Raw genomic sequence first — 25929 nt, forward strand, 5'->3', positions numbered from 1 at the left:
GCCGACGGGAGCCGCCGGGGTCAGCTCAGCGGGACGTCGAGGCGGGCCCGGCGGTGGCTGAAGGTGGCGATGGAGTGGGGGCCGTGGTAGTCGCCGAGGCCGGACTCACCGACTCCGCCGAAGGGCAGGTCGGGTACCCGCAGGTGGGCCATGGGCAGGCCGAATCCGATGCCTCCGGAGGAGGTCTCGGCGACGAGGCGGGTGCGCGTGGTCTCGCTCTCGGTGAAGCCGTACAGGGCCAGGGGCTTGTCGCGGTCGTTGATGAAGGCGATGGCCTCGTCCAGGTCCGCGACCTCGACGATCGGCAGCACGGGGCCGAAGATCTCCTCCCGCATGACCGGGTCCTCGGCCTTCACGCCGGTCAGGACGGTGGGTGCGATGTAGAGGTCCTCGCGGTCGGTCGTGCCGCCGAAGGCGAGGGTGCCGGAGTCGAGCAGGGCCGAGACCCGGTCGAAGTGGCGCTGGTTGACGAGGCGTCCGTACGCGGTCGAGGTCTGCGGGTCGCCGCCGAAGAGGCGGTCCACGACCTCGGCGAGTGCGGCCGTCAGTCGCCGGGCGGTGGCCGGGTCGGTCAGGACGTAGTCGGGGGCGACGCAGGTCTGGCCGGCGTTGCGGAACTTGGCCTCGGCCAGGCGGGTCGCGACCGTGTCGACGTCGGCGTCCCCGTCGACGAACACGGGGGACTTCCCGCCCAGTTCGAGCGTGACGGGCGTGAGGTGCTCGGCCGCCGCGCGCATGACGATGCGGCCGACGGTGCCGTTGCCCGTGTAGAAGATGTGGTCGAAGCGCTGGGCGAGCAGCTCGGTGGTCTCGGGCACCCCGCCCTCGACGACGGCGACCGCGTCCCGGTCGAGGTACTCCGGCACCAGGCGGGCCATCAACGCCGAGGTGGCGGGGGCGAGTTCGCTCGGCTTGAGGAGGACGGCGTTGCCGGCGGCGAGCGCCCCGGCGACCGGCACGAGCGACAGCTGGACCGGGTAGTTCCAGGGGGCGATGACGAGGACGGTGCCCAGCGGTTCGTAGTGGGTCCCGGCGGTCGTGCCCTCCGGCAGGCCGGCCAGGGCGTGGGCGCCGAGCGGCTCGGGGGCGAGCCACTCCTCCAGGTGGTCGAGAGTGTGGTCGATCTCGCGGATCGGGAGGTCGACCTCGGCGCCGTACGCCTCGAAGCGCGGCTTGCGGAGGTCGGCGTACAGGGCGTCGGCGATGGCCTCGCGGTTGTCGGCGAACAGGGCGCGCAGCGCGGTCAGCTGGGCGCGGCGCCAGGCGAGCGGCCTGGTCCTGCCGGAGCGGAACGTGGCTCCGAGCGAGGCGACGAGGGTGTGGATGTCGGACATGGCGGTCATCTCCGGATCATGCCTGCGGGAGGCGGACGAGCATCTTGCCGGTGTTGGCACCACGCATCATGGCCTGGAACGCCTCGAAGGCGTTCTCGATGCCGTCGACGACGGTCTCGTCGGTGGCCAGCGAACCGTCCTTGAGCCAGCCGCCCACCTGTCGGGCGAAGTCCGGCACGAGGTGGAAGTGGTCGCCGACGTTCATGCCGCGCAGGTTGATGCGCTTGCCGATGGCGAGCGGCAGGTGCGCCGGGCCCGCGGGCAGCTCGGTGGCGTTGTACATCGAGATGGCGCCGACCAGGGCGATGCGGCCGCGCAGGTTCATGGTCCGGATCGCGGCGTCGAGGTGGTCGCCTCCGACGTTGTCGAGGTAGACGTCGATGCCGCCCGGGGCGGCGGCGGCGAGCTGCCCGGCGATGTCGCCCGCTCGGTAGTCCAGGGCGGCGTCGTAGCCGAAGTCCTCGGTCAGCCGCGCGGCCTTGGCCGGGCCGCCGGCCGAGCCGATGACGCGCGAGGCGCCGAGCCGGCGGGCGAACTGCCCGGCGACGGAACCGACCGCGCCGGCGGCGCCGGAGATGAAGACGACGTCGCCCTCCCGGACCGGGGCGACCTCCTTGAGGCTCGCCCAGGCGGTCAGGCCGGTGGTGCCGAGGACGCCCAGGTACGCCTGGGCCGGGGCGAGTGCGGTGTCGACGAGCTGAACGTCGCCGGCGCCCAGCAGGGCGTGCTCACGCCAGCCGAGGAAGTGGGTGACGGTCGCGCCGACCGGGACCTCGGGGGCCTGCGAGGCGACGACGGTGCCGACGGCCGAGCCCGTCATGGCCTCACCCAACGCGAACGGCGGGATGTAGGACTCGCCCTCGTTCATCCGCCCGCGCATGTAGGGGTCGACGGAGAGGTAGTCGTTGCGGACGACGACCTGACCGGGGCCCGGGGCGGGCACGGCGGCAGTCGTCAGCGCGACGTCCGAGTCCTTGGGGGCGCCGACGGGGCGGGCGGCGAGGTGCCATTCACGGCTGGAGAAAGACATGAGGATCCTAAGGAGAGGGGTGAGGGGGAACGGGGGGCTCAGGCGCCGGCGGTCACGGGCGCGCCCAGCAGTCCGGCCACGAGGGCGCCGGATCCCAGGGGCAGCAGGCGGTTCGCGTCCGTCGCGGTCTCCAGGCCGGCCACCAGCGCGACGCAGATGTCCGCGGCCTCGACGGGCTCGATCCCCTCGGCGGTGCCCGCCTCGGCGAAGAGACCGGCGAGCAGGCCGCGCAGGTCGGTGGTGAAGTCGGAGCAGATCCCGCCGAAGAGGCGGGCCTTCTCGTCGAGCAGCTCCGCCGTGTGCGGGGAGTCCTCGGACAGGGCGAGGACGAGGTCGAGCTTGGCGGCGAGGACGCCCTCGACGCGGGCGGGGTACGGGACCGTGGCGTCGGCCGCCGCCCGGCGGGCCCGCGCCAGCGCCTACTCGTGCAGGCGCCCCGCGAGCCGCCGGAAGGCGTCGTCCTTGCTGCGGACGTACTGGTAGACCGCGGACCGGGACACGCCCATGGTGGTGGCGATGTCGTCCATCGTGGTGCGCCGCACGCCGTACCTGGTCAGGCAGTCGTACGTGGCGTCGAGGACCTCGTCGAGCCGGTCGGTGCCCATCGGGTCAGGCCAGCTTCTCGAGCAGCACGACGGCGAGCGGGGCGGAGGAGGCCGGGTTCTGGCCGGTGACCAGGTTGCGGTCGACGACCACGTTCGGCACCCACGGCTCGCCGGCCCGGACGGTCACGCCCGCCTCGGTGAGGCGGTCCTGGAGCAGCCACTTCGCCCGGTCGGCGAGGCCCGCCTGGGTCTCCTCGACGTTGGTGAAGGCGGCGACCTCGTACCCGGCGAAGGCGTTGGTGCCGTCGGCCCGGGTGGCGGCCAGCATCGCGGCCGGGGCGTGGCAGACCACGCCGAGCGGCCTGCCGGACTCCAGGGCGAGGGTGAGGAGGCGGCCGGAGGCGGCGTCGACCGCGAGGTCCTCCATAGGGCCGTGGCCGCCAGGGTAGAAGACGGCCGCGTACTCGTCGAGGTCCACGTCCTCGATCCGGACGGGCGAGCGCAGCTCGTCGAAGCCGGCCAGGGCCTCGGCGACGCGGTCGGCGCCCTCCTGGCCGCCGTTGACCTCGGGGGCGAGGCTGCCCCGGTCGACGACGGGAACGACGCCGCCGGGGGTGGCGACCACGATCTCGTGACCGGCCGCCTTGAACGCCAGGTACGGAGCGACGGCCTCCTCGGCCCAGAAGCCGGTGGGGTGCTTGGTCCCGTCGGCCAGCGTCCAGTGGTCGGCGCCGGTGACGACGAAGAGGATCTTCGACATGAGGGGTGCTCCGAGCGTGCGGATCCCGTGCGGGGATCGGGGACGGTTACGTCGCCGCCGCTGACGTTTCCGAAGCGCTGACACTTCGCACCCGGTTCGTCAGTGTGGCGACTCCCCGACGGTAGGGCGCCTTCCCCATCGGAATCCAATAGGCTCGTACATGTGAGAGATAGGGAATCCGATGGACGGCCGGGAATACCGTCAGGGGCGTCGCCGCAGGGGAACGGCCTGCTCGATCTGAACCTGCTGCGCACGTTCCTCGCGGTGTACCGGGCCGGCGCCTTCACGGCGGGCGCCCGCGTGCTGGGCCTGTCGCAACCGACGGTGACCACGCAGATCCGCTCCCTGGAGACCCAGCTGGGCCGGGAGCTGTTCGAGCGGCTCCCGCGCGGCGTCGCCCCGACCCCGTTCGCCGACGAGCTGGCCGCGCGCGTCCTGGAACCGCTGGACGCCCTCGGCCCCATCGGCGGCGGGGCCCTCCTCGGCGAGGGCGAGGCGGAGCCCGTGCACCTGGCGGGGCCCGCCGAGTACATCACGCACTGCGTCATGCCGACCCTCGCCCCGCTCGTCGACAAGGGGGTGCGCCTGCGCATCGCCTTCGGCCTCACCGACGACCTGCTGGACGGACTGCGGGCGGGCCGGCACGACCTGGTCATGTCCACCCTGCGCCCGCGCGGCCGCGCGCTCGCCTCCGTACCCCTGGCCGACGAGGAGTTCGTCCTGGTCGCCGCGCCCTCCTGGGCCGACCGGATCGGCTCGCGCCTCGCCACCGAGGGGCCCGCCGCCCTGCACGCGGTGCCGCTCGTCTCGTACGCCGAGGACCTGCCGATCGTCCGGCGCTACTGGCGGCACGTGTTCGGCCGGCGCCTGACCTGCCGGCCGACCGTCACGATCCCCGACCTCAGGGCGGTCAGGGAGGCGGTGGTCGGCGGCGCCGGATTCAGTGTGCTGCCCCGCTACCTGTGCGCCGACGATCTGGCCTCGGGCGCCCTGGTCCTCCTCAACGACCCCGACGACCCGCCGATCAACACCGGCTTCCTGGTCCAGCGCCCGGGGGCGTCCACGAACCCCCATGTCACGCTGGTCCGCGACCACCTGCTGCGCTCCGCGCGGGACGACTGAGACCCCCGCCCGGCGGTGTGAACCGCCGGGCGGGGGCAGGCGGGCGGGGGCAGGCGGGGTGTCAGGCCGCCGTGCAGGTGAGGGCCGGGGCGGTGTTGGCGCCCGACCAGGTGGCCTGGAGGCCGAAGGAGGTCGAACCGCCCGCCGCCAGCGTGCCGTTGTAGGCGAGGTTGGCGGCCGTGACGGCGGTGGCCGTCTGCTGAGCGGTGGCGTTCCAGGCGCTGGAGAGCTGCTGGCCGTCGGGCCAGGTCCAGTTCACCTTCCAGGAGTTGACGGCGGTGTCGGCGGTCACCGTCACCGTGGCGGTGAAGCCCGAGCCCCACTGGTTGTCGAGGTGCCAGGACGCCTTGCAGCCCGTGGTGCCGCCTCCCCCGTCGCCGGTGCCGAAGGCGGGTGCCTTGATGTCCGCCAGGTAGGCGTCCTTGGCGGTGTCGACCGTGGTCCAGTCGGAGTTCAGGATCCCGCCGGTGTCACCGGAGTTGGGGTTCCAGGACCAGAAGGTCCAGTTGAAGCCGTCCGCACCGTTCTGCGCGGTCGGGCGCAGGTACCCGACCAGCGCCTTCAGCCACGTCCGGTCGACGGCCGGCTGCAGGGTGGTGCCGAACTCGCCGACCCAGACCGGGGCGATGTTCTGCTGGAAGAGGTAGCCCCAGTTCCGGTCCCAGATGCCCGGCAGGTTGTTCGGGAACGACGGGTCGGTGAACCAGGTCTGCTGCCCCACGCTCGTCGCGTAGTCGTGCGCGGAGTACACCAGCCGGTTCGGCACGTTCAGCCGGACCGGGTACTGCCCGGCGCCCTGGAGGTTGCCGCCCCACCAGTACCAGCTGCCGTTGAAGGACTGGACGCCCTCGACGAAGACCAGCAGCTGGGGGTTGGCCGCCAGGACGGCGTTGCCCGCCCGCTCGGCGGCCAGGCGCCAGTCGACCGAGGCGTCGCCGCAGCCCCAGCAGGCGGGGTCGTGCGGCTCGTTGTGCAGGTCGATGCCGATCACGGCGGGCTTGCCCGCGTAGCGGGAGGCCAGCGCGGTGAGGTCGGCGATCCAGGTCGACTCGGGGACGGCGGCGGTGTACCAGAGCGCCGACTGCCCGGCGGAGTCCGGGCGGTGGCGGTCGAGGATGACCTTCAGGCCGCTGGCTCCGGCGAAGTCGACGATCTTGTCCATGACCTGGAGCGAGTTCAGGCCCTGGAGATCGGCGTTCATGCCGCCGGAGGTGTTGAGGCTCACCGGCGAGGTGCCCTTGAACAGGTCGTCGCTGTAGGGCAGCCGGATGGTGTTGTACCCCAGCGACTTCATCTGGGTGATCATGCTCTTGTAGTCCCGGGCCCAGAGGCCGTGCGGGGCGTAGGTCTCGGTCTCGAAGCCGAACCAGTTGACTCCCGCGATGCGCACGGGGCGGTTGGCCTCGTCGAGCAGTCGGCGGCCGTCGGTGTGCCAGTAGCCGGAGCCGGCCGGGGCGGCCTGCACCGGTGCGGCGGCGGCCGGGACGGATGCGGCGGGGGTGGCTGCGGCGGCGGGGGCGGCGAGCACGGTTGACGCTAAGGCGACGGCCAGCAGGGCGTCGCGGAGGCGGCGTACGGGGTGGAGCACGTCGCTGGTCCTCTCTGCGCTGGCCCGGCAGGATCTTGTGGGAGCGCTCCCAAATCATGGTGCGCGGAGCACTCCGTGGGGTCCTTCCGGGACATGGGGGGGTGGTCCGAACGCGAAGGCGGCCCGAACTTGGGGACGGGCACGCCGAGTTCGGCGATGTCCAGTGAAGCCATGAAGCGATGGGCCGTCAATGGCCGAAGGGTCAGAGGAAGCGCCAGAGATGGTCGCCCGTACCGTTGTCGTCCCACAGCAGGACCTGGGCTCCGGCGGAGGTCGAGGCCCCGGAGACGCCCAGGACCCGGCCGCTCACGGCCGACTGGAGGCGGAAGGTGTCGCCGCCCCCGTGCCGCAGGCGCCACCGGTGGTCGGCGCCTCCGTCGTCGGCCCACTGGACGATCCTGGCGCCGTTCGCCGTACCGCCGCCCTCGACGGCGAGGACCTTGCCGCTGTCGGCGTTCCTGAACCGCAGGTATCCCCCGGTGTCGACCACCGCGCTCCACAGGTGGTCGGCGGTGCCGTTGTCGCCCCACTGGATCACGGCCGCGCCGTCGGCCGTCGACATGCCCTGCACGCCGAGCAGGAGGCCACTGGCCACGTTCTGGACGCGCCGCGTGCCCGTCGGCACGAACCACCACCGGCTGGTCGGCGCGCTCGTGTCCGCGACCTGCACGGCCGAGGCGCCCTGGGCGAGGGACCCGCCCGCGATGCCCAGCGGCTTGCCGCTGTTGGCGTTCACCAGCCCGTGCGCGCCGCCGGCCGCCTCGACGACGGACCACCGGTGGTCGGCCGTACCACTGTCCGACCACTGGAGTACCTGGGCGCCGTCGGCGGTGGACATGTTCTGCACGCCCAGGACCTTGCCGCTGTTGGCGTTGCGCAGGCGCAGGGCGGCGCCGTCGGGCACGAGCGCCCAGTCGTGGTCGGCGGTGCCGCTGTCGCCCCACTGGAGGGCGGGGGCGCCGTCGGCCGTGGACATGTCCCGGACGCCGAGCACCAGCCCGCTGCCCGCGTTGAGCAGGCGGAACCCGCCTCCCCCGCTGCTCCCGGTGCTCCCGGTGCTCTTCGTGCTCCAGTAGACGGTGTAGTTGAAGCCCTGCGCGTCGTGGAACGGGAGGAGACCGACGGAGGAGCCGTTGGCGGTCGCCGTGAACGCGAGGCCGGAGGAGCCGGTCCGGGTGATCGACGCCGGGTCGAGCGCCGGGAGCGCGGCGAGGTCCGTACTGCCGTAGTTGCCGCACAGCACGACCGGACCGTAGGTGACGGCGGCGACGTCCGGGTTGTCGTTGGCGGCCCGGAGCTCGGCGCGCATGGGCAGGGTGACGGTCACCGTGTCGCCCGAGGCCCAGGAGCGGGTGACGGTGGCGTAGGTGCCCGGCGTGGTGGCGATGTTCTGCACCGCGCCGTTGACGCTCACTGCGGCGCCGGACGCCCAGGCGGGGATGCGCACGCGCATCGACCAGGTGCCCGCGACGCTGCCCGTGACCCGGATCGCGGTGGTGTCCTCCGCCGGGTAGGCGGTGGTCTGGGTGACGGTGATGCCCCGGTCGGCCCAGGTGAGGACGGTGGGCACGAACAGGTTGACGATGAGGGTGGTGCCGTCGTGGAAGTAGACGGAGTCCGCGAGCTTGGTGTTGGACTCCACGCCGGTGCCCTGGCAGCACCAGAAGCTGTCGTAGTCGGTGCTCCAGGTGCCGCCGCCCCAGGCCGGGCCGACGCCCCTGCGGCCGCCGGGCTTGAGCGGGGTGAAGTAGGTGACGTGCCCGTGCGGGTCGGCGGGGTTCTGGGCGCCGATGACGTGGTTGAGCAGGGTGCGCTCGTAGAAGTCGAAGTAGGCGGCCCGGTCGGGCTCCAACTGCCAGAGCTCACGGGTGAGTTTGAGTATGTTGTACGAGTTGCACAGCTCGCAGGTGTCGTTCGTCAGGTAGGCGGCGATGGCGCCCGGAGGGCGGAAGTGCTCGGCCTGGCTGTTCCCGCCGATGGCGTAGGAGTGCGCGCCGGTGCAGATCGTCCACGCGTTGGCGGCGATGTCGTGGTAGCGGGCCGTTCCGGTGGCCCGGTACTCGCCGACGGCGCCGATCCACTTGGGGACCTGGGTGTTGGCGTGCAGGCCGTTCAGCTGGTCCTGGCCGGCGGCCAGCGGGTCGAACACGGCGGCGTGGTCGAAGCGTTGGGCCACGGTGAGCCAGCGCGTGTCCCCGGTCCGCAGGTGGAGATCGGCCAGGACGGCGTTCATGCCGCCGAACTCCGTCCCCATGAGCGCCTGCATCTGGTTCCGGCTGAGCGCGCCGGTGCGCCGGTCGACCCAGCCGGCCAGCGCCAGCAGGACGTCCCGCGCCTCGGTGCTGCCGAGGAGGCGCCACACGTCGAGCAGGCCGGCCATGGTCTTGTGGACGCAGTAGTACGGCACGTTGCCGTTGTTGAGCGACCCGGACTCCAGCCGGGCGAAGTCCGCCTCGGGGAAGCCCGAGAGGTATCCGGGGGTGAACCCGGCGGCCGCGTTGTTGGCCTGGCACTTCGCGAGCTCGGCCACCATGGTGGCGGCCTTGTCGCGGCAGGTGGTGTCGCCCGTGCCCGCGTACGCCTGGGCCCAGGCGCTGAGGAAGTGCCCCTGCACGTGGGTGCGGAACGGGAACGTCGGGGCGTCCCAACCGCCGTCGGCGGCAGCGGCGTTGGTGGAGAGGCGGTGGTTCGCGCGGAAGTTGTACAGCAGGCGGTCGACGTCGACGAAGCGCAGGTACGCCAGGGTGCGGTTCTGGTTGTCGAGCCAGCGGCCGGCGGTGAGCCGGACTTGGCCGAGGTCGAAGGGCGAGGCCGTGGCTCCGGCGGTGGCCGCCTCGGCGGCCGTCGGGGCGAGGCCGAGGCCGACGGCCGGGGTGAGGGCCGGGGTGAGGGCCAGAGCGCCGGTCGCCTTGAGGACGTTGCGGCGGCTCAGGGGGGAATGCGGCATCGCGAGTGACCTGTTCCTTCCGGGGTGGGGGCGGAGGAAATCGGTTCGTGGTTCTCTGGCAGGAGGTTTGTTAGCGCTAACACTGCCCCTGCGCGTTGCCACTGTCCAGATGTGCGACCGCCCCGCCCGCACCGACTCCGTCGAGGAGCGGGCGCGGGCGGGGCGGTCGGCGCCATGCTCACAGCTGGTAGAAGTCCGTGTAGTGGTTGGGCGAGTACAGACCGCACCGGTGTTGGCGTCGACGACGATCCGATACGGGGCTGTGGAGCACGGACACGCTGAGCACGGACGAGACGGCGGCGACGAACCGAGCTCCAGCTCTGGGCCTGCTCCGGCGCGGGCAACCAGCAGTGGAGCCCGCGCAGTTGACCACAGCCCTGGTGCCCGGCGAGTCCGCCGGGCACCAGGGCGACGGTGGCTCAGGCCAGGGGCCGGCCGACCACCCAGGTGGTGTCGTCGGCCCAACTGGACGCACTGTCCCAGGCGTTGGAGCCGCCGTTACCGGCCACGTAGGCGGTGTAGTCGTAGTGCCGCAGGTACTTCGTCGGGTAGTTCACGGACCGGAAGGACGCCCCGGTCCCGCTGTTGCCCGGGGTCGCGCAGAAGGTGGCGTCCTGGGCGAAGTTGCCGCCGCCGTCGTCGGCGTTCAGGTAGAGCTCGAACCCGTAGTGGCGCAGGAACTGCCCGGGACGGTCGGCGGACTCGAAGGACAGGCAGGAGCTGTTCGCCAGACCGGCTCGGACGATCCAGCCGGCGGCGGCCTTGTCGGTGGCCGGGCCGGAGGAGCCGACGGCGGAGATGACGACCTTGGTGTCGGTGTCGTCGTGGCGGAGGTAGTCGGAGGTGCAGCACGCCGTGGTGGCCCGGAGGGAGACGGCCGAGCCGGGCGTCAGCGAGCCGCTGCCGGTCGGGGCGCTGCTGTATCCCGCGGCGGTGATGTCGGCCTGGACGGCGTTCTCGGTGGCGTCGCTCGGGTACCCGGAGGTCATGACGCCTTCGTAGAAGGTGCCGGCGGAGGCGTTGCTGTTGTCGCCGCCGATGCCGAGGATGATCGCGCCCTCCTTGTGCATCGGGTGGTAGCCGGAGCCGCCGGGGCGCGGTCCGCTGTAGCCGGTGAGCAGGCCGCCGGCCTGGGCGTTGCCGGCGCGGATGGCCCACCGGTCGGGCTCGCCCTTGACGATGGCGGTCACGAAGCGGTCGTTGATGCTGGGGTCGCCCGTGTTGAGGCCGCGGTTGACGCCGGAGAACAGGCCGTTCTCCAGGTCCGCCATCACCCAGGGGCCGTTGCCGCTGCCCCGGCCCCAGCCCGTGTTGGTGCCGAAGTAGATGGCCTCCATGTGGCCGTCGCCGGTGTCGGCGCCGCTGGTCTCGGCGTTGCCGTAGTCGAAGCAGCAGCCGTCGTTGGCGTGGGTGCCGTCGAAGACGGCGTACATGCCCTCCGGCTGGTCGCCGACGGCGATGCCGTTGGTGTGGTTGTTCCGGTAGCCGGTGCCGGGGGCGATGTAGACGCCGTAGGCGCGGTGGCCGGCGACGGTGACCGGGGCCTCGAAGGCGTTGGCCAGGTTGTCGTTCCCGCCCGCGGCCGGTCCGGGCCAGCCGCCGCCCTTGAGCCCCTGCGTGAGGCTGTTGCCCCGGCCGGACTGGTCGTAGAGGACGGTGATGGCGCAGCTGGTGGCGGCGCAGAAGGTGTCCTGGGCCTGGGCGTCGGCGTATCCGCCGGTGCTCAGCGGGCCGATGTCCTTCGTCGCCCCGTCGGAGGCACGCCGCACCTGGTAGAGCGGGCCGTTGTACCCGCCGTACAGCGCGCGGGTGGTGCTGTGCGCGGCGACACAGGGCGTGCCGCCCGCCGCGTAGAGGTCGCACGGGCGCTGGGCGGCGGCCTGCGCGGGGACGGCCGCGCCGGTGAGCAGGCCGGCGGCGAGCACGGCGGTGGTTCCGGTCGCGAGGATCGCGCGCCTGACGCGGCGTATCCACGGTCGTACGGTCATGAACGAACTCCTTCGCCGGGTGGGGGAGTCTCGGTGTCGGCATGCGAGGGCGGCCGGGGCGACCCACGGCGCGGTGCCGCGGGAGTCGCCTCGGTTCTGCACATGCCAGCAAATTGTTATCGCTCACATCCGGCGGGCGTCAATGCCCGTGCAGGCGGCGTTTCCTGCTCCCGGGCTGGTGGCCGAGGCTCCGGCGGCGGGCGGCGCGGCGGGTTCAGGTGACCGGCGCGGAGCGGGTCAGGGTCTCCAGCGGGTTGGTCAGCACCTCGGTGAACGCCAGCTCGGCGGCGCCGATCAGGACGGTGTCGGCGCCGAGTTCGCCGACCCGCAGGCGCAGGTGCTCCCGTACGGCGGCGAGGGCGTTGGTGTTGATCCGGCTGCGCACCTGGGCGGCGGAGCCGAGGAAGACGTCCCGGAGCGTCCCGCCGAGGATGACCAGGTCGGGGTCGAGCACGTTGACCAGGTTCGCGATGCCGATGCCGAGCCAGTCGCCGACGCGGTGCAGCGCCTCGCGGGCGGTGACGTCCCCGTAGTCGGCGGCGACGACCACCGACCGCACCGCCTCGGCCCCGGTCACGGTGGCGTCCCGGCCGGCGGCCTCCAGGAGGGCGCGCTCGCCGGCCTCGGCCTCCAGACAGCCGTGGGCGCCGCAGCCGCAGGGCCGTCCCCGGTACGGGTTGACGTTCATGTGGCCGATCTCGCCCGCGTACCCCCGTGCGCCGCGCAGGAGTTCGCCCTCGACGATCACTCCGGCGCCGATCCCGATCTCGCCGTTGAGGTAGACCAGGTTCCGGGTGCCGCGGCCGACGCCCCTGCGGTGCTCGGCGAGGGCGCCGAGGTTGGCGTCGTTCGCGACCAGCACCGGCACGTCCGGGCCCGGCACGTCCAGGCCCGGCACGCCCTGGCGGAGCCGCTCGGTGAACGCGCCGGCGAAGTCGAGGTCCCGCCAGCCCATGTTGGGGGTGAGGCTGACCAGCCCGTCGGGGTGGCGGACGATGCCGCGCACCGCCACCGCGATGCCGACGCAGGAGCTGCCGGCCGGGGCGCCGTCCAGCATCTCGCGGGCGAATCCCGCGAGGACGGCGGCCACCTGGGCGGGGTCCTGCGGGTGTCCGGAGGGCCAGGGGCACTCGCGGCGGTCCAGGAACACCCCGCCGAGTCCGATCAGGGCCGCCGCCAGCCGCTCCACGCCCAGGTCGACCGCCAGCACGTGCACCCGGGTGGACTCCGGCCTGACGACCAGTGAGGGCCGCCCGGCCCGGCGGGTCTCCTGGGGCAGTTCCTCGCGGACCAGGCCCGCGGCCGCCAGATCGCCGACCAGGCCCAGGATCGTACTGCGGTTGAGGCCGAGCCTGGTCGCCAGCTCGGTCCGCGAGGTGGCCCCGTCGTAGTGGACGTGGCGCAGCAGCGCGCCCAGGTTCTGCTGACGGACCTCTTCCTGGGAAGGACCGGCTTTCATGGCGGGGGGAACCTCATCGTCGGGCCAGGGCCTGTCCGGCTGGACTCGGCGACCCTCATCGTAGGGCCGAGCGGCGGCGGGACATGGCGTCCACTCCCGCGGCCACCAGCAGCACCGATCCCGTGACGGCGTACTTGACCCCCGAGCTGTAGCCCATCAGCCCCATGCCGTTCTGGATCACGGCGACGACCAGTCCGCCGAGCACGGCGTCGACCACGCGGCCACGGCCGCCGAAGAGGCTGGTGCCGCCGATCACGGCGCTGCCGACGGCGAGCAGCAGGACGTTGCTGCCACCGGTGTTGGGGTCCACCGAGTTGCCCCGCGAGGCGGCGATGATGCCGCCGACGGCGGCCAGGCAGGAGCAGATGACGAAGGCGGCGGTACGGATGAAGGCGACGTTGATGCCGGCCCGGCGGGCGGCCTCGGGGCTGCCGCCCACCGCGTAGATGTGCAGGCCGAAGCCGGTGCGCTGCAGGGTGAGGGTCCCGATCAGGAGGAGGACCCCGATCACGGGCACGACGATCGGGACGCCCTTGAGCGAGTTGACCAGGACGTTGCGGCTGCGCTCCTGGTTGAGCAGGTAGACGGCCGCGCCGCCGAGCGCGACGACGGCTCCGGTGCGGATGGCCAGCAGTGCCACGGGGGTTCCGGCGAGGCCCCGGCCGCTCCGGTCGCGGCTGCGGCGCAGCTGCACGGCGGCGTAGGCGGCGACGCAGCCGGCCAGCAGGATCCAGCCGAGGAGGGGGCTGAGGTTGTCGTTGGCGACGGCCAGGATGGTCGGGTCCTTGATGGAGACGTTGGTGCCCTCCTTCAGCAGCATCAGCACGACGCCCTGGAAGCCGAGGAACGCGGCGAGCGTCACCACGAAGGAGGGGATGCCGACCTTGGCGACCAGTGTGCCGATGAGCAGGCCGATGACCGCGCCGGTCAGCATCGCGGCCGTCACCGCGGCGTACCAGGGCCAGCCGTGGTCCGTCAGCAGGATGGCCAGCACGGCGGCGCAGACCCCGCTGGCGTACCCCGCCGACAGGTCGATCTCGCCGAGCAGCAGGACGAAGACCAGCCCCATGGCGATGGCGATGCTGCCCGCGCTCTGGGTGAGCAGGTTGGCGAAGTTGAGGTTGGACAGGAAGACCGGCCGCAGCACGGCGAAGAACACGCACAGTACGACCAGGCCGGCCACGGCGGGCAGGGCGCCGAGTTCGCCCCCGCGCACCTGGTCCAGGTACCCCCGGCCGAGGGCGGCCAGGCCGGCCGCCGGGGGCCGGCCGTCCGCGGTGTCGGAGCCGGCCGGGCGGTCCGGCCGCTCGGGTTTCTGCGGGGCGAGGGCGGCGGTCATGCGGCGGCTCCCTTGGGGGTGGTCTGCGGGCCCAGGTCGCCGCTGCGACCCGAGGTGATCAGTTCGACGATCTGGGCGTGCGTCACGTCGGACGCCCTGACCTGGGCGGCCATCCGCCCGAGGTAGAGCGCGGCGATCCGGTCGGAGACCGCGAAGACGTCGTTCATGTTGTGCGAGATGAGCACCACGGCCAGCCCGTTGTCGGCCAGCCGGCGCACGAGCTCCAGGACCTGGGCGGTCTGCGCGACGCCCAGGGCGGCGGTCGGTTCGTCGAGGACCACCAGCTTGCTGTTCCACAGCACCGCCTTGGCGATGGCGACGGTCTGGCGCTGGCCGCCGGAGAGGCTGGAGACCTTCTGCCGGAGGGACTTGACCGTGCGCACCGACAGCCCCCTCAGGGTCGCGGCGGCCATCTCCTCCATCGTCGCGTCGTCCAGGACCAGGCCGCGGCGCTTCTCCCGGCCCAGGAACATGTTCTGGACGATGTCGAGGTTGTCGCAGAGCGCGAGGTCCTGGTAGACGATCTCCACGCCGAGCGCGGCGGCCTCGCGCGGGCTGTGCACCTGGACGGGACGGCCCTCGAAGAGGTAGTCGCCCGCGTCGAAGGGGTGGATGCCGCCGATGCACTTGACCAGCGTCGACTTTCCCGCGCCGTTGTCGCCGACGAGCGCCGTGACCTCCCCCGCGTGGGCGCTGAACGCGACGTCGTGCAGGACCTGGACGGGGCCGAAGCTCTTGTCGATCCCGCGCAGCTCGAGAATCGGTGTCTCTGTCATCGGTATGTCTGTCATCGGTGTCTCTGTCATCGGTGAGGCTCCTGGGGGTGTGACGGGGGTGGGCCTCGTGCCTCCGGCGGCCGGGGCCCACTGGGACGACCGAGCGCTCACGCGCTACCCGCGGCCCGGCTTCAGTCGATGCCGGCCTTCACTTGGTCCCGGCCCTCACTTGATGCCGGCCTTGGTGCACAGCGCGTCGAACTCGCCGGTGCACAGCTGCGCCCTGGTGACGTAGCCGTCGGTGACGACGTCCTGGATGTTGTCCTTGAAGACGGACTGGGGCGCGAGCAGCACCGACGGGACGTCGCGCTTGCCCGTCGGGTCGTTGACGGTGGCGTTGGTCTCGCCCTTCTTGCCACCGGCCAGGGAGACCGCGAGCTTCGCGGCCGCGTCGGCCTCCTTCTTGACGGCCTTGTAGACGGTCATGCACTGGTCGCCCGCCAGGATGTTCTGCAGGCCCTGGACGGTGGCGTCCTGGCCGGTGATCGGCACCTGCCCGTTGCGGTGGTTCTTGCGCAGCACGGCGATGGCCGAGTTGGCCAGGCCGTCGTTGGCCGCGAGCACGCCGCCGATGGCCGGCTGGCTGGTGTACATCTGCTCGAAGATGGTCTGCGCCTGGGCGTTGTCCCAGTCCGGCACGGACTGGTTGGGGCCCTTGGTGAGCTGCCCGGAGGCGTACAGCGGGTCGAGGACGCCGTTGTAGCCGTTGGCGAACAGCGTGGCGTTGTTGTCCGTCGGGGAGCCGTTGAGCTCGGCGACCACGGGGTTCTTCGCGCCCATGTCGGTCAGGCACTTCGTCAGGCCCTCGCCCTGGAGCTTGCCGACCTGGGTGTTGTCGAAGCTGACGTAGTACTGGGCGGAGCCGCCGAGGGTGAGCCGGTCGTAGTCGATGGTGGCCACGCCCTGGGCCTTGGCCTTGTCGAGGACGGCCTTGCCGGTCCCGCTGTCGAGGTTGACGATGACCAGCACGTTCACCCCGTTGGTGATCATCTGGTCGGCGATGGTCTGGAAGCCCTGCTTGTCGCCCTCGGCGTTCTGGATGTCGAAGTCGACACCCGCGGCCTTGAAGGCGGCCGAGAGGTACGACCGGTCGGCGGTCTCCCAGCGCACGGACGACTTGCTGTCCGGCAGGATCACGCCGATCTTCGGCTTCTTGGCGGTGCTTCCCGAGCCGCTGTCGGAGCCGGAGGATCCGCAGGCGGTGACGGTGGAGAGCAGGGCCGCCGACACGGCGGCGGTGGCGAACAGGAGTCCCTTGCGCATGGGCAGGGTCCTTTCGAGTCGTGTCCGGGCGGCGCCGGACGTGCGTGACCGGGGAAAGGGGTGCGGAAGGGCACGGGCCCGAAACGGGGGAAGCGGCCGGCCCTGTTTGTTGCCTGTTTGTTGCCTGCGACAACATACGACTGCGGATGAGTCCCGCCAACCCCTCGCGTCGACCCTTGAACGTAACGATCGAGTCACCGGAACCCGGCCGCCACGACACCGCGTCAGAACCGACGCTCCGGGGGCCTGTTCGCCGCGCCCCTTGCCGGGCGGCTTCGTTCCGGAACCGGCGCGGCGTCGCTGTCGTCCAACCCCGGACCCGTACGAGACCGGAGACGCCCGAACCGTGAAGACATCCCTCGCCACCTCGGCCGCCGTGCTGCTGCTCGCCCTGACCGCCGCCGCCTGCGGCTCGGCCGCCTCCCCGGCGCCCGCGCCGGTGGGTGCGACCGTGCCGAGCAGCCCGCCCGCCACCGCCGCCGCCACCACCACCGCCACCGCAGCGACGCCGACCGCACCCCAGAACCCCGGCGCCATCGCCCCCAGCGCGCCGTCGACCCAGGGCTCCGCCCCGGCGGGCCTCCGCACCCCCGGCAGCACCGCACCGCGACCCGCCACCACGCCGACTCTCCCGCCGAACAACGGCGAGAACCCGGTCGACCTCCAGCACCGCCCCGGCAGCGCGCCCTCCCGCCCGGCGGGCTGAGGCTACGGCTGCGCCGGGTGGCTTCGGCCGGAGGCGGCCACGGCGGCGAAGCCGTGGTCGAGCATCTCCCGCTCGTAGGAGCGGAGGGCCTCCGGCAGGGGCGCGCCCGAGACGAGGTGGGCGGCGAGCAGCCCCGCGTCGTGGAGGGCGGTTCCCGCGCTGATCCCGGCCGGGGGCATCGGGTGCGCCGCGTCGCCGACCAGGGTGACCGGGACGGGCGGCCACGGGCCGGGGCGTTCGGAGCTCTGGATGGTCGCGGGCACGACGTAGCGGAGGTCGCCCAGGCGGACCAGTGCGCTCAGCGACGGGTGCCAGTCCGCGATGCCGTCGGCGGCCAGGGTCAGCTGGTCGGCCGGGCCCAGGTCGAAGAGTTCGGGGCCGAAGGCGCCGGCCACGCTCCACATCACGTAGTCCTGGGCCTGCGGCAGGCCGAACTCGGCCGGGCTGCGCCGGAACCGCTGGGCGGCCAGGGCGAGTTGGCGGCCGTCCGGGCCGAGGACGCCCAGGAAGCCGCCGAGCGCCGGTTCCGGGGTCAGCGCCCGTACGTGGGCGGTGAGCGGTGTGCGGCCGTAGATCAGCCGGGTGCCGTGTACGGACACCCGGAAGCCGGGCAGCAGTTGGCGCCGGACGCCGGAGTTGGCGCCGTCCGTGGCGACCAGCAGGTCGCCCTCGGCGGTGGAGCCGTCGGCGAGGTGGACGCGTACGGTGGCGTCCTCGAGCAGCTCGTAGCGGGAGAAGGCGGCGCCGAAGCGGACCGAGCCCGTCAGACCGCGCAGCATGATCCGGCGCAGGGTGAGCCGGTCGGCGGTGAGGCCGGCGGCCTCGGGGGGAATCTCGATCTCGCGGAACTCCCGCAGGTCCGGCCCGGCGAACGCGACGCCGCGTGTGGTCAGGCAGGAGGTGGCGTGGGCCAGTTCGTAGTCCGCCGGGGGCAGCCACCGGCGCAGCGCCGCGTCCCCGTCGGCGTTGATGTGGATCCGGTAACCCTGTGCGCGGGCGTCGACGGCGGCGTCCCGTTCGAGGAGCTGTACGTCGTGGCCGTGCCGGAGCAGGGCGTGGGCGAGGCAGGGGCCGGCCAGGCCGGCGCCGATGACGAGAACACGCATGACGCAACCCCAGGGTGAGATCATCTCATGTGAGACCGTCTCGGACGCTAGCATCGCCCCCATGGAAGCTCAAGAAGCCCGACAGGTCGCTCCGGCCGATCCGGTCGCTCCGGCCGCTCCGGCCGATCCGATCGATCCCGCCGCCCTCGGACTGCTGCTGTACCGCGCCCACCGGCTCGCCCGCGCGAAGGCCAACCAGGCGGCCCGCCCGACGGGCCTCGAGCTTCAGCACGCCGGGGTGCTGTCCGCGCTCCGGGAGGGCCGCGCCCGCAGCCAGCGCGAGCTGGGGGCGGCGCTCGGCATCGACAAGTCGACCCTGGTGCGGATCGTGGACGACCTGGAGGGCCGGGGCCTGGTCCAGCGGCGCCGGGCGCCGAACGACCGCCGGGTGTACGAGGTCGCGATCACCGGGGAGGGCGAGCAGCGGCTCCGGGAGGCGGGCGAGCTGTTCAGCGGCGCGATGCTGGAGCTGCTGGAGGTCCTCGGCACCGGGGAGCAGCACCGGCTGCACGAGCTCCTGACCCGCTTCGTCGGCCAGGACCGCAGCCCTCGGGGCCTCGCCGCTGAATCCGAATAGGCGCATACGCCCGGCCGACCGCGCCGACCCGTGTCGATGATGACGTGTGCGACGACGACGCCTCGCGGCTCCCGGCAGATGCCGGTCGAGCCGGCGTCGCCCGCCCCTCACTCCACGGAGGCCACCATGTCCATGCTGTTGATCCAGGGTTCGTTCCAGGTGATCGGCGCCCAGCCGGACGGCGACTCGATCCACTTCACGCCCGACAATCCCAACGACTGGAACCTGCTGCACGGCACCAACACCGTCCACCACAACGGCCAGGGCCGCACCCAGCTGCGGCTGGACGCCATCGACGCCACCGAGACCCACTACGGGCCCAACCGCGACCACCAGCAGCTCGTCCCCGGCCACGCCGCCGCCGACGAGCTGCTCGCGTTCCTCGGCTTCAGCGGCATCCAGCGCGACGCGCACGAGACCATCACCGCCGCCACCCCGGCGACGGCCCCCGGCTTCATCCTGACCCGCGACGCCGACCAGTTCGGCCGCTGCATCGCCCTGGTCGGCGCGGGCCAGGGCCCGGCCGCCAGCGGCACCGACGTCACCGTGGACGTCCCCCTGCTCCAGACCACCGCCAACCACCACCTGGTCAAGACGGGCCTGGCCTACCCCACCTTCTACCGCAGCCTCTTCCCCGACCTGCGCAACGAGCTGACCACCGTCGCCGTCGCCGCCCGCACGGCCGGTCTCGGCCTGTGGCCGCAGGACGTCACCACCACCGGCGTCAAGATCACCGGGCTGACCTCCGTCACCGAGGACGCCGTGATCCTGCCCAAGCTGTTCCGCCGCCTGATCGACTACTTCCAGCTCGGCAGCTTCGACATCAGCGGCTTCCCCGCCTACCTCGCCCAGCGGGCCGACAAGTACACCATCCTGTCGACCAGCCACTTCACCACGGGCCTCGACCTCGTCGTCCAGGTCACCAACGGCGACACCCTGCGAATGACCAACCCGCCCGAGGACCTCGTCTTCGACGAGTCGTGACGGGGTGACGGGGTGACGGGGCGCTTTCCCGTCGCCGGAGGCGCCGCACTACTTCCGTAGTGGCACTACGGAAGTAGTGCGGCCGCCGGGCTCACGCCCAGGGGTCGGTGAAGGAGCGTCCGGGGACGGGCTTGGCGATCAGCGCGACGGCGATGAAGAAGTTGACCTGCCCGATGGCCAGCATCAGGGTGGCGAGCGCCTTGTCGTCGTACTGGCGCGACGCCTCGGCGTACACCTCGTCGGAGACCCGCTCGCCGTGCGTGGAGGGCTGGAGCACGCCCTCCACCAGGGCGAGGGCGGCGCGCTCGGGGGCGGTGAAGTAGGGCGCGTCCTGCCAGGAGGACACGGCGGTGATCCGCTCCTCGGACTCCCCGGCCTTGCGCAGGAATCCCGTGTGCAGGACGGTCAGGTAGGTGTTGGCGACGATCTGGCCGGCCCGCAGCTGGACCAGGCTGATCGTGGTCCGGGGCACCGTGCGGTTGCCGGTGGCCTTGAACAGCGCCGCCGACACCTCCGCCAGCTCGGGGACCAGCTCCTGCGGGTCCCGGGTCATCCGCGGGGCGATCGAACGCGTTTCCGTCGTCATCTCGTCGTCTGCTTCCTGCTCGGCATCACGTGCTTTCACCGCCCATGACGGAGGGGAGCCGAGGAAGGTAACAAGGCCGTTCGAGCCCGTCGCCCCCGCCCTCCGCGTGTGGCCGCGGACGGCGGGGGCGTTCCCGGGGGGTCAGCGGTTGTAGCCCCAGCGGGTGGTGGAGGAGTCCCCGACCCGCTGGACGTAGGGCTGCACCCAGCGGGAGCCGTCGTCGTTGGTCGAGAAGGCGCCGCCGGTGATGTAGCCGACGTAGCCGTCGTCACTCGCGTAGGCGCCGGCCGCGCATCCCTGGGTGCCGTTGCCCAGGTTCTTCAGGACGTACTGCACGTAGTACAGCCCGTTGTTGGAGTTCCGGTAGAAGGTCACGTTGATCTGGCAGGTGCCCGTGGAGTCCACCACGCTGTAGCCCACCCGCGACGAACCCGAGGCGGCCTGGGCGGCGGTGGCCCCGGTCAGGGCGATCAGCGGTACTGCGGCGAGCGCGGCGAGCCGTCGGAACGTACGGCGCATGGCTGTCTTCCTCCCCGTTGTGGTCTCGACCAATCTGGCCAGTGGTTCAGACCAGTCGACATTATGCGGACCCCGGAGATTCAGGTGTCAACACCCGTGCCGCAAGCGGAATATGAGACGCCGGACGCCGTCTGTGACTCGGGTACGCTGGCCGCGGGCGACCGCCCGACGCGTAGAGACCCCGGGGGACCGATTGATCCGCGTACAGCAGCGCACGTTCACCCTGATCCCGTGGCCGTGGAGGGCCATGTCCTGGGCCCAGGTGCCCGAGGGGCTCGAATTCACCCTCTACGACGTCGTCGGCCCGACGGCGCGCGGCGTCGAGGTGGCCGGCGGCGAGGACGACGCCGCGCGGTGGAAGGTGGGCCACGACGCGTACCAGAGCCTGCTGAGCGAGGCGGAGGAGACCGTCCGGTACGCGCACGGCGTGCGCTGCAAGGCCGGGTTCATGGTGGACATGCGCTCGGTGCGGCTGTGGCGCTACGGGATGCTGCCCCACCGCAGGGCCCGCTCCCGGCGGCTGTTCGCCGAGTGCGAGGCCCTGATGCGCAGGGCGGAGGGGGCGTACCGGCCGATCCTCGACGAGATCGAGGATCGGATCGCAAACGCCTGATCCCGCACAGGAGTTGGGCTTTGATTCACCCCTCCTCCGCCCTCCGGACACCCGGGAGGGAGGTGTGCGACGAGGCCCCGGTCTAGCATCCGGCCATGACGCAGCCTCCCACCTCCGACACCCAGTCCGCCTACGATGGGCCGCGCCTGAGCGGGGGTCGGATCTTCGGCCTCGCGCTCTGCGCGGCCCTGTGCCTGATCGGCGGGCGGCTGTTCCAGGCCGGGTTCGTCAGTTTCATCGGCCCGGCCGTGTGCGCGCCGTCCCAGGCGTGCCACGGCGGGCTGACCACTCTGGCCTTCTGGATGGGCGGGGCGGCGGTCTGGGCGATCGGCACGGGGGCGGCCGTCGCCACGGTGATCACCGACGAAAAGGCGCCGGACCGCCTGCCGATCCCCGCGACGCTCTGCGCCACCTTCGTGCTCGCCCTGGTCGGCGCCGTCCTCGGCGAGCGCCAGGCCAACCTGCCGACGCTCATCCCCCTCGGACTGCTGGCCCCGCTGACCGCCTTCGCGGCCGTCCGGGGCGAGCGGCGGCTGCGGGAGCACCAGAAGGCGTACCTCGCGGGGCTCGCCGTCGCCCGCCGGCTGGCGGAGCACGGGCTGAGCACCTTCGGCACCGTCACCGAGGTCGAGGCCGTCAGCGAGACCCACGAGGGCGCCCTCGACCTGCGGATCACCCTCCGATTCACCGCCGGTGACGGCGTCGAGCACCACTTCACCCACACCGGCGACCACCCGGTCCACGCCGCCCCCCGCATCGGCGACCGCATGGCCGTCCGCTACGACCCCCGCTCCCCCGGCACCGCCCAGGCCGGCGCCCTCCTGCCCCCCGATCCCGCCCGCCGGGCCGGGCCGCCCCAGGACGCCCGGCCCTCCCTCACCGACGAGCTGGACCGCCTCGCCGCCCTGCGCCGCGAAGGCGCCCTGGACGCCGCGGAGTTCGAACAGGCGAAGGCCCACCTCCTGGCCGAATGAGGCCACGTGTACGCACCTGAGCACACTCACCCCTACGATGACCGCATGAGTACCGGCCGCACCGACCCAGCAGATGCACATCGCTCGCAGCAGCGGGGCGAGGCGAGGCTGGACGCCGCCGTGTCCGTGCTGGCCCTGCTGGCCGACCGCACGCGGCTCGTGCTGCTGGAGCGGCTCGGGCGGGGCGAGGCGGACGTGACGACGCTGACGGAGGTCAGCGGCGCGGCGCGGCCCTCCGTCAGCCAGCACCTGGCCAAGCTGCGGCTCGCCGGGCTGGTCGCCACGCGCAAGGACGGGCGGCGGGTGGTCTACTCGCTGCGGCACGGGCACCTGCGGCGGCTCGTCGACGAGGCGCTGAACGTCGCCGACCACCAGATCGCGCACCTGCCGCCGCACGACTGAGCGCCGGCGCCCCTCGGAGGTGCGGGCCGTTCGCCCGATAGGTGCACACGTATGCACGTGTTGACTATCATGGCTCCATGCTGAGCGTGCTGCGCAACCGCGCCTACCGCCATCTGTTCACGGCCCAGGTCGTCGCCCTCGTCGGCACCGGGCTGGCCACCGTGGCGCTCTCGCTGCTGGCGTACCGGATCGCGGGAGCCGACGCCTCGGCCGTGCTCGGCACCGCGCTCGCGATCAAGATGGTCGCCTACGTGGCCGTCGCCCCCGTCGCGGGCGCGCTCGCCGGGCGGATACCCCGGCGGTCGCTGATGGTGGCCATGGACCTCACCCGCGCCGGGGTCGCGCTCGCCCTGCCGTTCGTCGACCGGGTGTGGCAGGTCTACGTCCTGATCTTCCTGCTGCAGGCCGCCTCCGCCGCCTTCACCCCGACCTTCCAGGCCACCATCCCGGACGTGCTGCCCGCCGAGCGCGACTACACCGACGCCCTGTCGATGTCCCGGCTCGCCTACGACCTCGAGTCGCTGTTCAGCCCGGCGCTCGCGGCCGTCCTGCTGTCGGTGGTCTCGTTCAACTGGCTGTTCGCCGGGACGGCGGTCGGGTTCCTCGCCTCGGCCGCACTCGTCGTCTCCGCCGTCCTGCCCAAGCCCGCGCCCGTCGAGCGCGCCGGCGGGATCTACGCCAAGGCGGCGTTCGGCTCACGGCTCTTCTGGGCGACGCCACGCCTACGGGCGCTGCTCGCCCTGGACCTCGCGGTCGCGGCGGCGGGCGCGATCGTCTTCGTCGACACCGTCAACGTCGTCCGCGACCACTTCCACCGGCCCGCCGGGGCGGTCTCGCTCGCCCTCGGCGCGTACGGCGTCGGCTCGATGCTCGCCGCGCTCGCCCTCCCCCGGCTGCTGCGCCGGGTCGGCGACCGCGCGGTGATGCTGGCGGCGGCCTTCGCCCTGCCCGGCGTCCTGGCCGCCGTCACGGCGATCACCGCCGCCTCCGCCGGCACCGGCACGTGGCTCGCCCTGCTCGCCGCCTGGGCCCTGGTCGGCGCCGCGAGCTCCGCCGTCCTCACCCCCGGCGGACGGGTCATCCGCCGCTCGGCCGGCGACCCCGACCTGCCCGCCGCCTTCGCCGCCCAGTTCTCCCTCTCCCACAGCTGCTGGCTGCTCACCTACCCCCTCGCCGGCTGGCTCGCCGCCGGAGCCGGACTGCCCGCCACCGCCGCCGTCCTCGGCGCCGTCGCGCTGGGCGCAGCCGGCGCGGCGGCCGCCCTCTGGCCGCCCCGCGACCCCTCGACCCTCGGCCACACCCACACCGACCTGCCCGCCGGCCACCCCCACCTCGCCGGCGCCCACCCCGCCGCCGCCCGTGGCGCCTGGCGCCACGACCACCACTACGTCATCGACCAGCACCACCACAGCTGGCCCCGGCCCGTCCGCACCCACACCCCGGCTTGAGTCGGACCCTCAGCCGTCGCAGCTTTCGAAGGTGTGGCCGTCCACCAGGTGGCTCGGCGGGAAGCCGAAGCCGACCTCGGTGAGCGCGCGGACGAGGAACTCGCCCAGGCCGCAGTCGAACCGCCGCCAGCCCGTGCTGTGGTCCTCGCGAACGAGCACGGGCCAGGCGGACGGGTCCTCCCCGCCCGTCTGCCAGGCGAACTCGACCTCCTGCTCCGAACTGCCCCACTGGAGCAGCCCGTTCGGCGCCGGGAACGCCGGGAGCGGATCGAACTGGTCGGCGCTGTTCCTCGACCACGCGATGAGGTCCAGGCCCGTGTGCGGGACGAGAAGGTCGACGTATCCGTCGAAGCCGCCCGGGCCGAACACGTCGACGATCTCCTTGTAGTCGTCGGGCAGCGCGGTGCCCAGTTCGGCCTCCACCGCCTGCCAGTCGACGCCGGGACGGCCGCTCGGCCGCCAGCCGGTGAGGGCGCACAGCCTCTCGGTCCAGGAGCTCTCCTCGGGCAGCCCGGCCCACGCGGGGTCGGGGCGGTCCGCGATGACCACGACTCCGCTGCCGCCGACGATCCGGCCCAGGCCGATCCAGTGGGCCCGGTATCCCCAGGCGGCCAGCTCCACCAGCTCGTCGGTGAACGGCTCCAGCAGCGCGCGGCCCCGAGCCTCCGTCACGGTCGGGTCGACGAAGCCGTCCACGGCCAGACTGCGGGGCCGGCCCGCCCACTGCCCGAGCGCGGCCCTGAGCCCGGCCAGCGCGTCCGGGTCCGTGTCCTCGGGGAGCCGGAGGACCGTCGGCCGCTCCCGACGGTGGCCGTCCACGTGCTCGCGGACCATCACGACGAGGCCGGTGGGCGACTGCTCCGGTTGCTCTGACGTTGATGACATCGGGCCAGTCAACACCGTCCCCCTGTCAGTCGTCGGCGGCGGCGAGAAGCGTGAGGAGACCTGCGCACCGCCGGCCTCGTCCTGGTCCCCACGCCGATGGATGCGGGCGCGGCGGCGAGCGATGTGCGGTGAGATCTCGGAAACGATGCGTTCACGAGACGCGAACTCTCCCTGAAACACGCGGTTCCTAGCGTATCCCCCCATGGATTCGAAGCTGTATACGCAGCCGGACACGATGCCGGATCCGGCTGCGGCGCCCCCGCTCTCGCCCCCGCCCCCGCCGTCGCTCCGCGAGGCGGCCTACGCGCAGCTGCGCGCGGCCGTGCTGGACGGCGGGTTCGGGCCGCGGGAGCGGCTGGGCGAGATGCGGTTGGCCGCGCGGTTCGGAGTGTCGCGGACACCCGTGCGCGAGGCGCTGGCACGGTTGCTGGCGGACGGTCTGATCGAGCGTGGTGACGGCGGCTTCTACGTGACGATCCCCAACCTGGCCCAGCTGAAGGACCTCTACGAGCTCCGGGTCACCCTGGAACTGCGCGGCATCGCCCGGGCGATCGAGGACCCCTCGGTCCGGCACGATCCGGCCGTCGTCGCGGCCGAGTTGGAACGCTGGTACGCGATGCGCGAGAACCCGCCCGCGTGCGATCCGCGCTTCGTCGTCCAGGACGAGCGCTTCCACGCCGAACTCTCGCGCGCCGCGGGCAATCCCGCGCTGACCGACGCCCTGGTGGCGGTCAGCGAGCGCATCCGCAGCGTCCGTATGTACGACTTCCTCACCCAGGACCGCGTCGAGACGACCATCACGGAACACATCGAGATCATGGAGTTCGTCCGGGACGGACGGCTCGACGAGGGCTACCGCGCCCTGCACACCCACGTCGGCGACTCGATGGCCGTGGTGCTGCAACGCGCCCGGCGGGCGATGACGCAGATGGCCCTGCACTCCGATCGTCCCTGAGCCTTCCCCCAGCCCGCACCCCC

24 protein-coding genes are annotated in these 25929 nt (G+C 72.7%); 9 read left to right on the top strand and 15 right to left on the bottom strand.

Features of this window, described 5'->3' with window-relative positions; translation table 11 throughout:
• Nucleotides 1-20 precede the first annotated feature (20 nt).
• The 4 genes from ACIBCA_RS03625 to ACIBCA_RS03640 form a co-directional block, all read right to left on the bottom strand.
• Complete coding sequence (locus ACIBCA_RS03625; protein WP_396281137.1) at nucleotides 21-1343, bottom strand: aldehyde dehydrogenase family protein; 1323 nt, start codon at nucleotides 1341-1343, stop codon at nucleotides 21-23.
• Between the two features lie 7 nt (nucleotides 1344-1350).
• The gene (locus ACIBCA_RS03630) at nucleotides 1351-2364 is read right to left on the bottom strand and encodes an NADP-dependent oxidoreductase (RefSeq protein ID WP_396281138.1); all 1014 of its coding nucleotides are present in this window, start codon (nucleotides 2362-2364) and stop codon (nucleotides 1351-1353) included.
• Nucleotides 2365-2783: 419 nt separating this feature from the next.
• Nucleotides 2784-2969 carry a TetR/AcrR family transcriptional regulator gene (locus ACIBCA_RS03635; RefSeq protein ID WP_396281139.1) on the bottom strand — a complete coding sequence of 62 codons (186 nt, stop codon included), beginning with the start codon at nucleotides 2967-2969 and terminating at the stop codon, nucleotides 2784-2786.
• A 4-nt stretch (nucleotides 2970-2973) separates the two neighbouring features.
• Nucleotides 2974-3669: a type 1 glutamine amidotransferase domain-containing protein gene (locus tag ACIBCA_RS03640; protein ID WP_396281140.1), complete on the bottom strand. Its 696-nt coding sequence runs from the start codon at nucleotides 3667-3669 to the stop codon at nucleotides 2974-2976.
• A gap of 162 nt (nucleotides 3670-3831) precedes the next feature.
• Between ACIBCA_RS03640 and ACIBCA_RS03645 the strand changes: the two genes are divergently transcribed.
• Nucleotides 3832-4791, top strand: a complete 960-nt coding sequence (locus ACIBCA_RS03645) for a LysR family transcriptional regulator (RefSeq protein WP_396281141.1) — start codon at nucleotides 3832-3834, stop codon at nucleotides 4789-4791.
• A gap of 61 nt (nucleotides 4792-4852) precedes the next feature.
• On the opposite strand, the gene ACIBCA_RS03650 is transcribed toward ACIBCA_RS03645, so the two are convergent.
• From ACIBCA_RS03650 to ACIBCA_RS03680, 7 genes are all read right to left on the bottom strand, one after another.
• On the bottom strand, nucleotides 4853-6379 hold the full coding sequence (locus tag ACIBCA_RS03650) for a cellulase family glycosylhydrolase (RefSeq protein WP_396281142.1): 1527 nt from the start codon (nucleotides 6377-6379) through the stop codon (nucleotides 4853-4855).
• A gap of 202 nt (nucleotides 6380-6581) precedes the next feature.
• Nucleotides 6582-9326 (bottom strand): beta-L-arabinofuranosidase domain-containing protein, encoded by a 2745-nt coding sequence (locus ACIBCA_RS03655; protein ID WP_396281144.1) that lies wholly within the window; start codon nucleotides 9324-9326, stop codon nucleotides 6582-6584.
• 419 nt (nucleotides 9327-9745) lie between these two features.
• Nucleotides 9746-11314, bottom strand: coding sequence for an alpha-L-arabinofuranosidase B (locus ACIBCA_RS03660; protein ID WP_396281145.1), 1569 nt, complete (start codon nucleotides 11312-11314; stop codon nucleotides 9746-9748).
• Nucleotides 11315-11528: 214 nt separating this feature from the next.
• Complete coding sequence (locus tag ACIBCA_RS03665) at nucleotides 11529-12773, bottom strand: ROK family protein (protein ID WP_396281146.1); 1245 nt, start codon at nucleotides 12771-12773, stop codon at nucleotides 11529-11531.
• 55 nt (nucleotides 12774-12828) lie between these two features.
• On the bottom strand, nucleotides 12829-14112 hold the full coding sequence (locus ACIBCA_RS03670) for a sugar ABC transporter permease (RefSeq protein ID WP_396281147.1): 1284 nt from the start codon (nucleotides 14110-14112) through the stop codon (nucleotides 12829-12831).
• Complete coding sequence (locus ACIBCA_RS03675) at nucleotides 14109-14888, bottom strand: ATP-binding cassette domain-containing protein (protein ID WP_396281148.1); 780 nt, start codon at nucleotides 14886-14888, stop codon at nucleotides 14109-14111. Before ACIBCA_RS03675 ends, ACIBCA_RS03670 begins: the two co-directional genes overlap by 4 nt.
• A 165-nt stretch (nucleotides 14889-15053) precedes the next feature.
• Nucleotides 15054-16151: a sugar ABC transporter substrate-binding protein gene (locus tag ACIBCA_RS03680; protein ID WP_396281149.1), complete on the bottom strand. Its 1098-nt coding sequence runs from the start codon at nucleotides 16149-16151 to the stop codon at nucleotides 15054-15056.
• Nucleotides 16152-16497: 346 nt separating this feature from the next.
• Between ACIBCA_RS03680 and ACIBCA_RS03685 the strand changes: the two genes are divergently transcribed.
• Nucleotides 16498-16857, top strand: a complete 360-nt coding sequence (locus tag ACIBCA_RS03685; protein ID WP_396281150.1) for a hypothetical protein — start codon at nucleotides 16498-16500, stop codon at nucleotides 16855-16857.
• A 2-nt stretch (nucleotides 16858-16859) separates the two neighbouring features.
• On the opposite strand, the gene ACIBCA_RS03690 is transcribed toward ACIBCA_RS03685, so the two are convergent.
• The gene (locus ACIBCA_RS03690; protein WP_396281151.1) at nucleotides 16860-17963 is read right to left on the bottom strand and encodes an FAD-dependent oxidoreductase; all 1104 of its coding nucleotides are present in this window, start codon (nucleotides 17961-17963) and stop codon (nucleotides 16860-16862) included.
• Between the two features lie 61 nt (nucleotides 17964-18024).
• Between ACIBCA_RS03690 and ACIBCA_RS03695 the strand changes: the two genes are divergently transcribed.
• A complete protein-coding gene (locus ACIBCA_RS03695; RefSeq protein ID WP_396281152.1) occupies nucleotides 18025-18540 on the top strand; it encodes a MarR family winged helix-turn-helix transcriptional regulator in 516 nt (171 codons plus the stop codon).
• Between the two features lie 126 nt (nucleotides 18541-18666).
• Nucleotides 18667-19524, top strand: a complete 858-nt coding sequence (locus ACIBCA_RS03700) for a thermonuclease family protein (protein ID WP_396281153.1) — start codon at nucleotides 18667-18669, stop codon at nucleotides 19522-19524.
• A 91-nt stretch (nucleotides 19525-19615) separates the two neighbouring features.
• On the opposite strand, the gene ACIBCA_RS03705 is transcribed toward ACIBCA_RS03700, so the two are convergent.
• Both ACIBCA_RS03705 and ACIBCA_RS03710 read right to left on the bottom strand, forming a co-directional pair.
• Nucleotides 19616-20110 (bottom strand): carboxymuconolactone decarboxylase family protein, encoded by a 495-nt coding sequence (locus ACIBCA_RS03705; protein WP_396281154.1) that lies wholly within the window; start codon nucleotides 20108-20110, stop codon nucleotides 19616-19618.
• Nucleotides 20111-20251: 141 nt separating this feature from the next.
• A complete protein-coding gene (locus ACIBCA_RS03710) occupies nucleotides 20252-20629 on the bottom strand; it encodes a hypothetical protein (RefSeq protein ID WP_396281155.1) in 378 nt (125 codons plus the stop codon).
• Between the two features lie 247 nt (nucleotides 20630-20876).
• On the opposite strand from ACIBCA_RS03710, the gene ACIBCA_RS03715 reads away from it, so the two are divergent.
• The 4 genes from ACIBCA_RS03715 (at nucleotide 20877) to ACIBCA_RS03730 (ending at nucleotide 24066) form a co-directional block, all read left to right on the top strand.
• A complete protein-coding gene (locus ACIBCA_RS03715; protein ID WP_396281156.1) occupies nucleotides 20877-21242 on the top strand; it encodes a hypothetical protein in 366 nt (121 codons plus the stop codon).
• Nucleotides 21243-21337: 95 nt separating this feature from the next.
• Complete coding sequence (locus ACIBCA_RS03720; protein WP_396281157.1) at nucleotides 21338-22216, top strand: DUF3592 domain-containing protein; 879 nt, start codon at nucleotides 21338-21340, stop codon at nucleotides 22214-22216.
• 45 nt (nucleotides 22217-22261) lie between these two features.
• The gene (locus ACIBCA_RS03725; protein WP_396281158.1) at nucleotides 22262-22618 is read left to right on the top strand and encodes an ArsR/SmtB family transcription factor; all 357 of its coding nucleotides are present in this window, start codon (nucleotides 22262-22264) and stop codon (nucleotides 22616-22618) included.
• 77 nt (nucleotides 22619-22695) lie between these two features.
• Complete coding sequence (locus tag ACIBCA_RS03730) at nucleotides 22696-24066, top strand: MFS transporter (RefSeq protein WP_396281159.1); 1371 nt, start codon at nucleotides 22696-22698, stop codon at nucleotides 24064-24066.
• A 9-nt stretch (nucleotides 24067-24075) separates the two neighbouring features.
• Here the strand turns inward: ACIBCA_RS03730 and ACIBCA_RS03735 are convergent, their stop codons facing one another.
• Nucleotides 24076-24951 carry a hypothetical protein gene (locus tag ACIBCA_RS03735; RefSeq protein WP_396281160.1) on the bottom strand — a complete coding sequence of 292 codons (876 nt, stop codon included), beginning with the start codon at nucleotides 24949-24951 and terminating at the stop codon, nucleotides 24076-24078.
• 202 nt (nucleotides 24952-25153) lie between these two features.
• On the opposite strand from ACIBCA_RS03735, the gene ACIBCA_RS03740 reads away from it, so the two are divergent.
• Entirely contained in the window at nucleotides 25154-25906 is a 753-nt protein-coding gene (locus tag ACIBCA_RS03740; protein WP_396281161.1) for a GntR family transcriptional regulator, read from the top strand.
• Nucleotides 25907-25929 lie beyond the last annotated feature (23 nt).

Origin of the sequence: Kitasatospora sp. NPDC051170 (assembly GCF_044455705.1) — a bacterium.
GTDB lineage: Bacteria > Actinomycetota > Actinomycetes > Streptomycetales > Streptomycetaceae > Kitasatospora.

Bases quoted from the DNA above. Each gene is read 5' to 3' on its own strand.
- ACIBCA_RS03625 (WP_396281137.1), bottom strand. From the start codon at position 1,343: ATGACCGCCATGTCCGACATCCACACCCTCGTCGCCTCGCTCGGAGCC.
- ACIBCA_RS03630 (WP_396281138.1), bottom strand. From the start codon at position 2,364: ATGTCTTTCTCCAGCCGTGAATGGCACCTCGCCGCCCGCCCCGTCGGC.
- ACIBCA_RS03635 (WP_396281139.1), bottom strand. From the start codon at position 2,969: ATGGGCACCGACCGGCTCGACGAGGTCCTCGACGCCACGTACGACTGC.
- ACIBCA_RS03640 (WP_396281140.1), bottom strand. From the start codon at position 3,669: ATGTCGAAGATCCTCTTCGTCGTCACCGGCGCCGACCACTGGACGCTG.
- ACIBCA_RS03655 (WP_396281144.1), bottom strand. From the start codon at position 9,326: ATGCCGCATTCCCCCCTGAGCCGCCGCAACGTCCTCAAGGCGACCGGC.
- ACIBCA_RS03660 (WP_396281145.1), bottom strand. From the start codon at position 11,314: ATGACCGTACGACCGTGGATACGCCGCGTCAGGCGCGCGATCCTCGCG.
- ACIBCA_RS03665 (WP_396281146.1), bottom strand. From the start codon at position 12,773: ATGAAAGCCGGTCCTTCCCAGGAAGAGGTCCGTCAGCAGAACCTGGGC.
- ACIBCA_RS03670 (WP_396281147.1), bottom strand. From the start codon at position 14,112: ATGACCGCCGCCCTCGCCCCGCAGAAACCCGAGCGGCCGGACCGCCCG.
- ACIBCA_RS03675 (WP_396281148.1), bottom strand. From the start codon at position 14,888: ATGACAGAGACACCGATTCTCGAGCTGCGCGGGATCGACAAGAGCTTC.
- ACIBCA_RS03680 (WP_396281149.1), bottom strand. From the start codon at position 16,151: ATGCGCAAGGGACTCCTGTTCGCCACCGCCGCCGTGTCGGCGGCCCTG.
- ACIBCA_RS03690 (WP_396281151.1), bottom strand. From the start codon at position 17,963: ATGCGTGTTCTCGTCATCGGCGCCGGCCTGGCCGGCCCCTGCCTCGCC.
- ACIBCA_RS03695 (WP_396281152.1), top strand. From the start codon at position 18,025: ATGGAAGCTCAAGAAGCCCGACAGGTCGCTCCGGCCGATCCGGTCGCT.
- ACIBCA_RS03700 (WP_396281153.1), top strand. From the start codon at position 18,667: ATGTCCATGCTGTTGATCCAGGGTTCGTTCCAGGTGATCGGCGCCCAG.
- ACIBCA_RS03705 (WP_396281154.1), bottom strand. From the start codon at position 20,110: ATGACGACGGAAACGCGTTCGATCGCCCCGCGGATGACCCGGGACCCG.
- ACIBCA_RS03710 (WP_396281155.1), bottom strand. From the start codon at position 20,629: ATGCGCCGTACGTTCCGACGGCTCGCCGCGCTCGCCGCAGTACCGCTG.
- ACIBCA_RS03715 (WP_396281156.1), top strand. From the start codon at position 20,877: ATGTCCTGGGCCCAGGTGCCCGAGGGGCTCGAATTCACCCTCTACGAC.
- ACIBCA_RS03720 (WP_396281157.1), top strand. From the start codon at position 21,338: ATGACGCAGCCTCCCACCTCCGACACCCAGTCCGCCTACGATGGGCCG.
- ACIBCA_RS03725 (WP_396281158.1), top strand. From the start codon at position 22,262: ATGAGTACCGGCCGCACCGACCCAGCAGATGCACATCGCTCGCAGCAG.
- ACIBCA_RS03730 (WP_396281159.1), top strand. From the start codon at position 22,696: ATGCTGAGCGTGCTGCGCAACCGCGCCTACCGCCATCTGTTCACGGCC.
- ACIBCA_RS03735 (WP_396281160.1), bottom strand. From the start codon at position 24,951: ATGTCATCAACGTCAGAGCAACCGGAGCAGTCGCCCACCGGCCTCGTC.
- ACIBCA_RS03740 (WP_396281161.1), top strand. From the start codon at position 25,154: ATGGATTCGAAGCTGTATACGCAGCCGGACACGATGCCGGATCCGGCT.